Origin of the sequence: Blautia sp. An81 (genome assembly GCF_002161285.1) — a bacterium.
In the GTDB taxonomy this organism is placed as follows: Bacteria; Bacillota; Clostridia; order Lachnospirales; family Lachnospiraceae; genus Blautia; species Blautia ornithocaccae.
Genome location: NZ_NFHH01000008.1, coordinates 14,272 through 26,934 on the forward strand (window position 1 = coordinate 14,272; position 12,663 = coordinate 26,934).

At 42.6% G+C, this 12,663-nt stretch carries 10 protein-coding genes and 2 CRISPR repeat arrays (1 of these 12 only partly in view); all 10 genes read left to right on the forward strand.

The features are described from left to right. A CRISPR array of direct repeats spans positions 1-459; the repeat unit is 36 nt; unit sequence GTAGAAATCAAAGAAGCCCGTTCAGGGCGTTGACAC; it begins 92 nt to the left of the window's first position. A gap of 412 nt (positions 460-871) precedes the next feature. The 10 genes from B5G33_RS08580 to B5G33_RS08625 all read left to right on the forward strand — a co-directional run bounded on the left by B5G33_RS08580 (position 872) and on the right by B5G33_RS08625 (position 12,639). Beyond that, entirely contained in the window at positions 872-1,108 is a 237-nt protein-coding gene (locus B5G33_RS08580; protein WP_087417344.1) for a hypothetical protein, read from the forward strand. Positions 1,109-1,114: 6 nt separating this feature from the next. Continuing rightward, entirely contained in the window at positions 1,115-1,399 is a 285-nt protein-coding gene (locus B5G33_RS21635; protein ID WP_204247354.1) for a hypothetical protein, read from the forward strand. A 53-nt stretch (positions 1,400-1,452) separates the two neighbouring features. Further along, the gene (locus B5G33_RS08590; protein WP_087417346.1) at positions 1,453-1,857 is read left to right on the forward strand and encodes a hypothetical protein; all 405 of its coding nucleotides are present in this window, start codon (positions 1,453-1,455) and stop codon (positions 1,855-1,857) included. Positions 1,858-2,093: 236 nt separating this feature from the next. Next, positions 2,094-2,792: direct repeats of the CRISPR family, unit length 36 nt; unit sequence GTAGAAATGGAAAAAGCCCGTTTAGGGCGTTGACAC. 254 nt (positions 2,793-3,046) lie between these two features. Beyond that, the gene (locus tag B5G33_RS08595; RefSeq protein ID WP_087417347.1) at positions 3,047-4,423 is read left to right on the forward strand and encodes a Wadjet anti-phage system protein JetA family protein; all 1,377 of its coding nucleotides are present in this window, start codon (positions 3,047-3,049) and stop codon (positions 4,421-4,423) included. A 2-nt stretch (positions 4,424-4,425) separates the two neighbouring features. After that, the gene (locus B5G33_RS08600; protein WP_087417348.1) at positions 4,426-5,055 is read left to right on the forward strand and encodes a DUF4194 domain-containing protein; all 630 of its coding nucleotides are present in this window, start codon (positions 4,426-4,428) and stop codon (positions 5,053-5,055) included. Continuing rightward, positions 5,009-8,251, forward strand: coding sequence for an ATP-binding protein (locus B5G33_RS08605; protein WP_158229595.1), 3,243 nt, complete (start codon positions 5,009-5,011; stop codon positions 8,249-8,251). The genes B5G33_RS08600 and B5G33_RS08605 overlap by 47 nt, the downstream gene beginning before the upstream one ends. Beyond that, positions 8,238-9,467, forward strand: coding sequence for a Wadjet anti-phage system protein JetD domain-containing protein (locus B5G33_RS08610; RefSeq protein ID WP_158229596.1), 1,230 nt, complete (start codon positions 8,238-8,240; stop codon positions 9,465-9,467). Before B5G33_RS08605 ends, B5G33_RS08610 begins: the two co-directional genes overlap by 14 nt. 311 nt (positions 9,468-9,778) lie before the next feature. Then, positions 9,779-10,204 (forward strand): MarR family winged helix-turn-helix transcriptional regulator, encoded by a 426-nt coding sequence (locus B5G33_RS08615; protein WP_204247355.1) that lies wholly within the window; start codon positions 9,779-9,781, stop codon positions 10,202-10,204. Continuing rightward, the gene (locus B5G33_RS08620; protein ID WP_087417352.1) at positions 10,201-11,658 is read left to right on the forward strand and encodes an MATE family efflux transporter; all 1,458 of its coding nucleotides are present in this window, start codon (positions 10,201-10,203) and stop codon (positions 11,656-11,658) included. Before B5G33_RS08615 ends, B5G33_RS08620 begins: the two co-directional genes overlap by 4 nt. Before the next feature lie 129 nt (positions 11,659-11,787). Beyond that, the gene (locus B5G33_RS08625) at positions 11,788-12,639 is read left to right on the forward strand and encodes an aldo/keto reductase (RefSeq protein WP_087417353.1); all 852 of its coding nucleotides are present in this window, start codon (positions 11,788-11,790) and stop codon (positions 12,637-12,639) included. The last annotated feature ends 24 nt before the right edge of the window (positions 12,640-12,663 follow it).

A 12,663-nucleotide genomic window follows, 5' to 3' on the forward strand; every position in this document is an offset into this window, starting at 1 on the left:
TCAGGGCGTTGACACCGCATTAAATAATGTGCTTCCACATCATCTAAATCTGAGTAGAAATCAAAGAAGCCCGTTCAGGGCGTTGACACATAATTCATTTCTCCTTTTCTTTGATTTCTTATTTGTAGAAATCAAAGAAGCCCGTTCAGGGCGTTGACACACCTTCATACCCCTCATATCTAAGTAACCACCACGTCTGTAGAAATCAAAGAAGCCCGTTCAGGGCGTTGACACCTTCTATTAAGCCGCCATACTCTTTTAGATTACTATCAGGTAGAAATCAAAGAAGCCCGTTCAGGGCGTTGACACCTGTTTACAGAGAACCGATGCCAGTTAGCTTGATGAAGTAGAAATCAAAGAAGCCCGTTCAGGGCGTTGACACCCTCAAATAAATTATTATTTTCCTAATTCTTTCCTTGTTTTGTAGAAATGAAAGAAGCCCGTTTAGGGCATTGCCGCAACTTTGCTTTAAGTATTGTTTTTTAGAAACGATATGAAATGAGAACAGCCGTTTAGGTTATTAGAGTGCCTGCTATGCTCTGATAAATCTGGAAAAGTATTCTCGGATCTACTATATAAGGTGAAAATTATAAGTCAGGGTTATTTAAACAGGGTTGTTGTTTTAATGTTTTCGAATATGGAGACAGTGTAAAATAAAGATTATGGAAAATAGTAAAGAGTCTCATTTCAACTATCTACTTACAAAAATAGGAACAGCAGCTACCGGCGTATTAATGCAAATGGGCTATTTCATTTGTATTCAAAAGTACCGCTTTCAAGGCTTCCGGATGAGCTTATCGTAGTATCCAGTCATGTAGATTGTTAGAGGCAGATTACAAAATGTTTTTCAAAAGACTATGACAATGACCTGATGAAAGGAACATTTGATAATTCCTCGACTAATGCGATGGCAGTCAGCCTTATGCTTGAGGATGCATTGGCAATGAATGTTGCGGTTGTATTTACAGGTGATGAGGAAGAGGATTCAAATGGAGCAGCGGATGTCGCAGCATTCTTTCGAAAATTGCATAAAAAGATAAAAGTAATTGTTCTGGATGCGACTGATATGGGGTGGGGCTGTGCGTTTACTATTGAAAATAATTTCTAGTCTGATATGATAGGAAAGATTGCCTCACGACTTTCAGCCGAAACCGGATATCCATGGAGATTTGTGCCATCGGATCTGTATGAGATTCCGTCATATATTCCGGAGAGATATGTGATTGGACAGGAGACAGAACCAGATGAATCTTGGGAGTATGATGGACATAACGTGGAGTGTTTCAGCCTGTGCATTCCCACAAAAGGAGATATGCATTCTGATGACGGAGTATTTGTGAGAAAGAATTCTTTGGCTCCGTATATGAAAATATTAAGCTTACTTTGCTCAGAAGTGTAAAGGACTATATAAAGAAAAAGTAGAAACGAATTATTGTGTGAATGGAGGATAAGATGATTTACAGTACATTTAATGAGTATTTAACAAAACCGAAGAGTCTTACATTTGAAGAGATGCAGGAACTGCATGATATGATTCTGACAGATATTTCCGGCGATATGGATGGCAAAGAATTGTATGAGGAGTTAATACAAACAGCGGTGCGATATGCGGGCATAAGAGCAGAGTGGTGTCTGCTGGATCGAGAGAAAAAGGCGGAACGCGATTTCGGAAGGACGGCCTGTCATGATTCTGTGATTATTAAATTTAATATGCTGGCACGTTATCTGAAAATGCAGGGGAGAGATACCGGATGGCGAGACAAGCTGGGATATGAAGAAGAAGACAAGCTATATCGGAAAAAGATTGGGGACTTTGCATGTTACCTTGTGTTTGTAAACAGCATTAATTCAAGATAGATGAAAGAGGTTGGAGATATGAAGTAGAGACAAATATAAGAAATGTGACTTTCATTTTACTGGAGGCTAAAGTATAATGTTTATATGGTAGCGGCTGGAAAATTAACTGAAAATATGAATAAACTGTGAACATGCCAGAAAATGAGCAAAAAATGCTTGATTTCAGAATTTTCAAACAAATACCTGCAAAAATGAGCCTGCAAAGCCAGTGTTTATGCGGGTTCTCAGCAGGTACCGTAGAAATGATAAAAGCCCGTTTAGGGCGTTGACACACGATATGCGAAATAAATCGCAATCTCGTGTTCGGAACAGTAGAAATGGAAAAAGCCCGTTTAGGGCGTTGACACATTTTTGCATTACCGTATACACATGCATTATCAGGTAGAAATGGAAAAAGCCCGTTTAGGGCGTTGACACTTTTACACCTGATTTGATTTCTTCCATTACCTCGTGAGCCGTAGAAATGGAAAAAGCCCGTTTAGGGCGTTGACACCTTGATTATTTATGCATCATGATTATTTTCATGAGGTGGTAGAAATGGAAAAAGCCCGTTTAGGGCGTTGACACATTTCTTTGTCTAATACTCTTAAGAATACGCTTGTGTAGAAATGGAAAAAGCCCGTTTAGGGCGTTGACACATACCTATAATAAAGCAATAGAAACTTGTCATTTCTAGTAGAAATGGAAAAAGCCCGTTTAGGGCGTTGACACAAATCTGTAGTCTTCGTTATGTTCACGATTGTACTCAGTAGAAATGGAAAAAGCCCGTTTAGGGCGTTGACACCTAATTTCTTTAATTCTTCTTTTGCCTCTTTTACTTTAGCGTAGAAATGGAAAAAGCCCGTTTAGGGCGTTGACACCAACAATTGTATATAGAAACTACTGCCATTAATACTGTAGTAGAAATGGAAAAAGCCCGTTTAGGGCGTCGACACCATCTTCGTAACAGACCTTCGTTCTATTTAAACCTATGTAAAAATGAAAGAACCGACAAGTTTCCTAGTGTCTTTTCTATTAACGCTAATGAAGTTTATTATTATTAAACAGGCAGCTGCACTATGACGTTTATTATGTAATCGATTTACTAGTACAGTGAATAATAAATAGCCAGCTATAACGCCAGCATACTAACGCGGCCATAATTCAACTAATGCTGTCCGCAAAATATATCCACAAGCGAGGTCCCCTTATGTTCCGTGTCCTTCCTGATAATTTTTTCATTCCTCTTTCTTCCCCTAATAAAACTGTATATTGGGATTGTATCTGCAAGCTGTTTTCCGTTATGGAACACCAGCTTTCTTTTGGTGTGGAAAGAGACGTGCTGGCAGACGAGCTGGAGTATTATTTTGACCAGACTGGGGCTGCGGAAGTGGTAGAAGAAGATTTTGCCGGATCGGACAGCAGGGGAAAAGCAAACGGTATTTTAAGACGGCTGGAATATTATGGATGGATCGAGGTTGAGACGGATAAAAGCTATGTCCAGAGAGTAAACTTTAAAGACTATGCAGTACGGCTGATGAAAACCCTCCTTGAGATTGAAGAGGGCAGGCAGATGGAATATCAGGGGTATATTTATACCATATACAGTCTGGTAAGAGGCGGATGGGAGAACCCGGGGGTGGTGCTTTTGCAGATCCTGGAAAATACGGATTTTCTCATTACAGGACTTAAGAACCTGAATTCCAGTATTAAGCGTTATATTGATGAACTGACCAGATACAGCAATGTAGCGGAGATCATGGACGCTTTATTTAATGATTATATTGCCAATGTTGTAGACAAGGCCTATCATCGGCTTCTGACTTCCGATAATGTGTCCAAGTTTCGTCCGGAGATCATTGAGCGGCTGGAGAGTAAAAGCAGGAGTAAAGCGTACATTGAAAAGGCTGCGGCGGAACTGGCTGATCTTCAGGAGACAGATATAGATACTGCCAGGGAAAATGTTTACAGATATCTCCATGAGATTATAGAGGCATTTCGGAATATGGATGAAATTCTCAATGAGATCAACCAGAAAAATACACAATATCTAAAGGCAGCTATTAACCGGGCAAAGTTCCGACTGGCGGGGCATGAGGACGTTCGGGGACAGATAAAGGAAATCCTTATAGGGATCAATGAGAGGATAAATCAGGAACAGCTGGAGCTGGGAGGGATTTATGAACTGGAATTTCTGGAGGGACTGATCCATATTTACAGCAGCGGCGTTCTGGATGGAAGCTCTCTTTATTCTCCTGTAGAAGGGAAAAAAGAATTTACACCCCGGGAGATCCGGGACTGGGAGCCGAATCTGACTTTGCGTCAGGAGAAGCTTCGGAAGCTGACGGAAAAAATGGAGAGAGTTTTAAGCGTGGAGAAAATTGAGAAGTATGTGGATAACTGCCTGGGAGACAGGAAGGAAATGCGGGCGGTCCAGTTTCCTCTCAGAGATACAGAGGACTTTATAAAAATTATTTACATACGGCTGTATGGGCAGAGAAAAAATATGAAGTACGGGGTTGAGCCTCTGGAAGAAAAAGAGGTCAATGGATACCGGTTTAAGGATTTCCGGATTTGGAGGAAATAGAAGTGGAATTATTGGAGAAAATGCTGCAAAGAGACAGGGATGAGTTTAAGAAGATCTGTAATAAGCTTCTTAGTCATTGCTTTTTGTGTAAGGCTAACGAGTCAGGAAGGGCAGATTATTATTTTGTGCTAAAGTATAAAAAGGAGTTTCAGGAATATCTGTCAGTTCTGGGATATCGGCTGGAAATTAATGAGGATGACGGTGTTATACAGCTTACCAATCCCCAGAATTATAACCGGATAAACCTAAAGCTGATAGAATCGGTGATCCTGCTGATCTTACGTGTCCTTTATGATGAGAAGAAACGGGAACTTTCTATCAGTGATGAGGTGATTGTAAACCTGGGGGATATTCAGGAAAAATTTTTAAGTCTTCAGATACGGGACAAGATGATCGACAAGACTACCATGCGGAATACTCTTTCGCTCTTCCGCAGATTTCAGATTATAGAACTGCTGGACAGAGATCTGGGAAATGAGGAGTCCCGGATCATTATTTATAATTCGATCATAATGGCAGTGCGGATTGAAGACATTAAACAGGCTTATGAGAAGCTGGAACTGTACAGGAAGGGGAAAGGGTCTGATGAAAAAACTGAAACGGATGAAGCTGATCAACTGGCATCGCTTTGAAAACTGTGTGATTGATTTTGGAGAAACTACGCTTCTTTCCGGAGAAAATGGAGCAGGAAAAACCACGATCCTGGACGCGATACAGTTTGTTGTGATCTGCTCTGCCAACTTTTTCAATAAGGCGGCTCATGACAATGGAAAAAGATCCCTTTCCGGATATGTCCGCTGTAAGACCGGGCGGGAGAATAAGCCTTATGAGAGGACCGGAGAAATCAGCGCCCATGTTGCTCTGGAGTTCTATGAAGAGAGCAGGGACAGGTACTTTATCGTAGGGGCCGTGATCGATTCCGCTACGGAAGGACAAGAAACGGCAGTCAGGTACCTGATGGATAACTGCAGGCTTTCTGAAGAGATGTTTTTTAAAGGGAAGACGCCCAGATCTATCTCGGAATTCCGCAGTTTTAACAGTAAGGGGATCCGGCAGTGGTGCAAGACTCAGACCGAGGCCAGGAAGATGATCAAGGCCAGGCTGGGACGGATCGAGGACAAGTTTTTCAGCCTGATTCCCAAAGCAATGGCTTTTAAACCTATTGATGATATTAAAGAGTTTGTGTATACCTATGTACTGGATGCTAAGGAAGTAAACATAGATCTGCTTAGGGAGAATGTCCGCAGCTATCAGGATCTGGAAAGAACGCTGGAATCTGTAAAGAGGCGAATGGAGAAGCTGGAACAGATCGAAGGCTTTTATGAAGAGGCTCAGGACTGTGTAAAAAGAGATGGGATGTACGAATTTTTTCTGTCTCAGGCAGAAGTAGACCTGATAAAAGAAAGGATACAAAAGCTGGAAGAGGAGATACAGGCAGAAGAATACAGAAAAAAACAGCTGACCAGCCAGTTGGAAGAGACGGAAAAGGAACGGGCGCAGAAACAGGAAATCGAGACAAATCTTCGGGTAGAATTAAGACAGAATCAGGATTTTATTGCCTTAGAAGAACAGAAAAAAGAGCTGGAGCGTTTTCTGGAGGAAGAAAAAAACTGCCTGGAAGAGAAGCGGATACTGAAAAAAAGTATAAAAAAGAGTCTGGACCAGATGGATAAGCTGCTGGAAATAAAAGATGTGGATCCCTGCGTCAGAGAATGCCGGAAGATACTTGAGAGTATAGAGGAAATCCAAAATGTTCCAGAGGCCAGGGCGCTGCTGGATCAGGTGATCCAGTATAAGAACCAGATGTACGGAAAAGTTCAGAGAAAGCTGGCAGAGGTACAGATCCGGCTGAGGGAAAGGCAGACGGAAAGGGAGCAGCTAGAAGGAGAAATCCAGCGGCTGAAGAGAAAGAAGCTGTCTTATCCGGAGGCAGTGGAGCGGCTGACAGAGGCAGTCCGGGAAGAATTTCAGCGACTGGGAAGAAAGGCAGAACCTCATGTACTTTGCGAAGTGCTGGAAATTGCAGATGAAAGCTGGAGAAATGCAGTGGAAGGATATCTGAATACTCAGCGTTTTTATATTCTGGTGGAACCGGAAAATTTTGACATTGCCCTGGGGATTTACGACAGACTGCGAAGAGAGAAAAAAGCATACGGAGCAGGCCTTATTAATACCCAGCATATGGAGGATTTCGATGAAGCGCCGGAAGGGACTCTTGCCCAGACGGTTACGTCGAAGAATAAGTATGCCAGACGCTATATCAATATGGTGCTGGGGAAAGTGAAAATGTGCCAGCGATACGAGGATCTGAAGAAATATTCCACCTCGATCACACGGGAATGCATGAGATACCAGAATAAGGTAGCCAGCGCCATTAAGCCGGAAATTTTTCGTGTGCCTTTTATTGGAAAAAATGCTTTTAAGGTGCAGCTGGAACAGGCGGAAAAGAAAAGGGAAGTCCTGAACGAAGAGCTTGAAATGCTTCAGGAGAAGATAAAAAACCTGGAATTTGCAGCAGATCCTCTTTTAACCGGGGAAGATGTGGATGTAAAATACCGGCTGGAGATTTTGACCAGACTTTCTCAGGTAAAGGCGCTGATCCAAAAATGCAGGGAAAATATTAAGACCCTTGAAAAGAATTCTACGTTAATTGAAAAGCAGATTCAGCTGGAGGTTTTGGAAAAGATTAGAACAGAGATTGAAAAGAAAGCAGGAGACCTGAACCGACAGATAGGAATCGCAGAGCAAAAGATAGAGAATAGAAAGGAACAGCTTCAGGCAGGGATACAGGAAAAACTTAAGTTCCAGGCCCATACTGCGGACCTTACGCAAAAGGCCGGTGATAAGGCGCTGAACTGGAAAAAAGAATATGAAAAACAGACTTCCCAAAAGACTTTCCAGCAGTTTAAAGAGAATTATGAAAAACAAAGAAAATCTAACTGGACCCGGAAAGAGAATTCGGAAGCTTTTATGACAGAGCAGATGGTTCAGTATAAATCAGAATATAATTTTGGAGCTCCGGCTTCCATGAAAGGCTATCCGGAGTTCGCCGCAGTTTATGACCGTCTCCGTACCTCAGAACTGCTGGATTACGAAGAGAAAGTGGAAGCTGCGAAACAGGCAGCAGAGGAAGAATTCCGGGAACAGTTCCTGGCAAAGCTTCAGGAAAATATGAAACAGGCCCAGGGAGAGTTTAAGGAATTGAACAGAGCTCTGAAGGATATTGCCTTCAGCAGCGAACAGTATGAATTTCTGTATATGCCCAGCAAAAAATACCGGAGTTATTATGAGATGCTGATGGATGACTTTAATGTGGTCCAGGGAGAATCTATCTTCAGCGGTATTTTCCATGAAAATCACAGAGAAGTCATCGATGAGCTTTTTGAGCGTCTGGCTATACAGAACGATAATAATTCCAAGACTTTAGATGAATTTACAGACTATAGGACTTACATGGATTATGATATTAAGATCATCCACAGTGATGGAAGCTATTCTTATTATTCTAAGGTATGCGAAGAAAAGAGCGGAGGAGAGACCCAGACTCCTTTCTATGTAACTGTGGCAGCTTCTTTTGTACAGCTTTACAGTAACAACATCGGTGGAGAAGCTGCAGGTCTGGTTATGTTTGACGAAGCTTTTAACAATATGGACGATGAGCGGATCGGCGGTGTTCTGGAGTTCTTAAAACGCCTGCCCCTGCAGATTCTGATTGCAGCCCCTCCGGATAAAATACAGTATATCGGTCCTCAGATGGAGGAAACCCTTTTGATCATGACCGATGAGAGAGTAAGCTATGTGGAGGAATACTATAATGGCAGGGTATGACATACGGATTTTAAAAGGACTGCTGGATTCCTATGAGAGGAGCCTTTTATCACAGGGCAAAAATAAGGTAAATGTCCATATTTCCTTTCCTTTTACCCGGAAGAACCTGCCGGAATACTTTAATGAAAGTTCATTAGCATATGAAAAAATCCATGGTTCTGTGAGGGTTCTGGAAGAGCAGGAGCTGGTGACGGCTGTCTGGAAAAATGGAAAGGAAGGCCACATTATTGAAAAAGTGCTGCTAAATGATAAAAATGTGGCAGAGGCCTATGCCTATTTGAATCGAAAACCTCGGAGGGAATATGTCAGAGAGAATTTGGAGCTGCTGGAGGAAGCAAAAGAGAGATATCAGACGCCTATACTACAGGGATTCCTTGCTTATCTCCAGGAACGGCTGATAGAAGGAAAATCTGTGAAAGAGTTTATAGACATTGAAAAGCCTGATAAAACTCGAAAAATTCTAAAAGCTGTGGGCGAACTGGAGAATAATCGTGAAGACTGCTATATCCGGGAATTTTCCATCCGCCACTTTGGAAATTCAAAGACTCTAAAGTCTATGCTGGGAGTTGTGAGAAAGATCCTGCAGCGATTCGGGGAAGGATTTGAGGACATGGACGATTGTGGGATCCTGGCGGAATATTCCGTATACCATACTCCTGACTATGTGTATATCAAAGGTATGGGAGAACTTATCTTTGGGGAAGACTTAAGTACAGTGGTAAACCTGACCTGGCTGAAACAGGGAATTGGACTGTCCGGGGAAGATATAGGAAGGGTAAGAATTTTGGAAAACTCTAAGATAAAGAAGATCCTCACCATAGAAAATCTGACCACTTTCTTCAGATGGAAGGAAAAGGACAGCCTGATGATCTATCTGGGCGGTTATCATAATTCTGTAAGAAGAAAACTTCTGGAACTTTTGCATCAGAGTTTTCCGGAGGCAGAATATCTCCACTTCGGAGATATTGATGTAGGAGGATTTGAGATCTACAGGGACCTTTGCAGAAAAACAGGGATTCCCTTTAAAACTTACCATATGGGTATTGAAGAACTGGAAAAATATAAAAGCTGTACCCAGAAACTGACAGAAGGTGACTGCAAGCGGCTGGAAGTGCTGATTAGGAAAATGGAAAGTGAAGGTGGAGATACCAGGGTGCTTCAGTATATGAAAGAGAAGGGAAGGAAGCTGGAACAGGAAGGGATAGAACAGACATAATATAATGTGGATGTATACTGCCCGTGAGACGTAATTAATAATTGTGAAGGTTATCCGTCAAGAACTGACTTATCGGGATGCTGAAGAGTCTATTGATAATATCTGGAGTATTCTTTACTCCACCGGCTATTTGACTCAGCGAGGACGTTTGCCCGGAAAACAGAAGAAACTTGCGCTTCCTAACAGTAAAAGAGTTCTTGACTTATAAGGTTAATGAGGTATAATGTTTTTTAAAAATGGTTTATAAAGAAACTGTTTCTTTGTAAACATAAAAGAGAGGTGAGATGATGGGAACGGCTACAGAGTTGTTTATGGCAATGCGGAGTTTGTTTCGGCTGTATGACAAGATGCTGAAGAAAGTATGCACAGAACACGACCTTACAATTGTGGAAGCAGATGTTATCAGTTTTTTGCAAAATAACCCGGAAAAAGATACAGCCGCCGATATTGTGGAACTTCGGAGACTTTCCAAGGGAGCCGTATCAAAAGCAGTAGAATCTTTGATACAGAAATCTCTTCTGGAGAGGATTCCGGATACAGAAGACAGGAGAAAGATCCATCTGAAACTGAAAACCCAGGTGGGACCGGTTGCAGAGAGCATTGATGAAGTAAGAACCAAATTTATAAATACGGTACTGGAAGGATTTACAAAAGAGGAGATGAAAGTGTATGCGGGTTTCAGAGACAGGCTGTTCGACAATATAAAGAAGGCAATGGAAGGAAGCGATAAAATATGAAACAGACAAAAAAGAATCAGACAGAATTGGAGAAAAAAGCTAACAGCAGCCCGGGCGGTGTTAATGAAGACAAGGAGTTTCTGCGGACAGAACCGCTCGGAAAGCTGCTTTTAAGACTGGCGCTGCCCACAGTAGCGGCACAGCTCATCAACATGCTGTACAACATTGTTGACAGGATTTACATCGGTCATATTCCCAATATAGGAGCTACGGCTCTGACGGGCGTAGGCGTTTGTATGCCATTGATCATGATTGTTTCTGCATTTGCAGCCCTGGTGGGATACGGCGGAGCACCCAGAGCCTCTATTTTTATGGGTAAGCAGGATAAGGAATCAGCGGAAAAAACCCTGGGAAACTGCTTTATGCTGCAGATACTTATCTCTGTTGTACTTACTGTGGTACTGCTGGTATGGAACAGAGATTTTCTTATGGCTTTTGGCGCCAGTGAGAATACCATAGAATACGGCGTTAACTATATGGACATCTACGCTCTGGGAACCATATTTGTGGAGATTACCCTGGGAATGAATGCCTTTATTACTGCTCAGGGCTTTGCAAAAACAGGAATGCTTTCCGTTCTCATCGGTGCAGTTTCCAACATTATCCTGGACCCGATTTTTATCTTTGGTTTTAACATGGATGTGCGGGGCGCAGCTCTTGCTACGATCATTTCCCAGGCCCTTTCCTGTATCTGGGTGGTCAGCTTCCTGTGCGGGAAAAAGACCTTTCTGAGAATCCGGAGAAAAAATCTCAGGCTTGTTCCAAAGATCATTATGCCTTGTCTGGCCCTGGGAGTTGCAACTTTTATCATGCAGGCCAGCGAGAGTGTGATCTCTGTATGCTTTAACAGTTCTCTCCAGAAATACGGAGGAGATATTGCAGTAGGAGCTATGACCATCCTTACAAGTGTTATGCAGTTTGCCATGCTTCCTCTTCAGGGACTTGGACAGGGGGCTCAGCCCATCATCAGTTACAGCTATGGCGCGGGAGATTCGGGAAGAGTCCGGGCAGCATTTAAGCTTTTGCTTAAAGTCAGTCTGGGATATTCAATCCTGCTGTGGATCCTGGTCATGCTGCTCCCGGGAGGATTCGCAGCTATGTTTACATCGGATCCCCAGCTGATGGAATACACCAGGACGGCCCTTCGTATTTATATGGGAGCTATGTTCCTGTTCGGAATACAGATGGCCTGTCAGATGACATTTAATGCACTTGGAAAAGCAAAGGAATCTATTGTTGTAGCTGTAATGAGAAAGTTTGTACTGCTGATCCCTCTGATCTATATCATGCCTCAGATCATGAAATCCAACCAGGCTATGGCGGTTTATATGGCAGAGCCTATGGCAGACTTTCTGGCAGTAACATTTACAGCAGTTCTGTTTGCTGTCCAATTTAAGAAAATCCTGAAAGGCATAGGCAAAACACAAGGCCGCAGATTACAGACAGAAAAGTAATAGACGGAAATGCAGGAAAAGGAAAGGACTCCTAACCTTCAGGTATGGATACAGAAACAAAAGGAATATTCTGCAATCCTCCCAGGAGACTTATAATAAGAGCAGTTAAGAGATGAGGAGGTATGTATCATGGAATATGCAACTTTAAATAACGGATTGAAAATGCCAATGGAAGGAATCGGAACCTTTCTTCTTCAGCCTGCAGAGGCAGAAGAATCCGTATATCAGGCACTGAAAGCCGGATATCGTCTGGTAGATACGGCCAATGCCTATATGAATGAAAAAGGCGTGGGAAGAGGCATGAAAAAAAGCGGCGTTAAGAGAGAAGATATCTTCCTTGTGACAAAGCTGTGGCCCACAGAATATGAAGACGGAGCAAAAGCCATTGAGGATACGCTGAAGAGACTGGATACAGATTATGTGGATCTTCTGATCCTCCATCAGCCGGTAGGAAATTATCTGGCAGGATATAAGGCAATGGAAGAAGCCTATAAGGCCGGAAAGGTAAAGGCCCTGGGTCTTTCTAATTTCCCGCAGGAGCGGATCCAGGATGTGATCGATCACTGCGAGATCAAGCCTCAGATGGTACAGGTAGAGGCTCATCCTTATTATCCTCAGACAGAACTGAAAGCTTATCTGGCAAAATATGAGATGGTGCTCATGGCCTGGTATCCTCTTGGACACGGAGACAAATCTCTTGTGGGTGAAGAAGTATTTACCAAACTTGCAGAAAAATACGGAAAGACCAATGCCCAGATTGTTCTCAGATGGCATGTACAGGCTGGCAATGTGATCATTCCGGGCTCTAAAAATGCAGACCATATCAAGGATAATTTCAACATCTTCGATTTTGCACTGACAGAGGAGGAGATGGCAGAGATCGGAAAGCTGGATAAGAACACCAGATATTATAATATGTCTCTGGAAGATGCAGCTAAGAACTATCTGTCTTTGCAGATTGATTTTAATGCTCAGGAGTAAGATAAATCCTGAGGAGCCCCACAA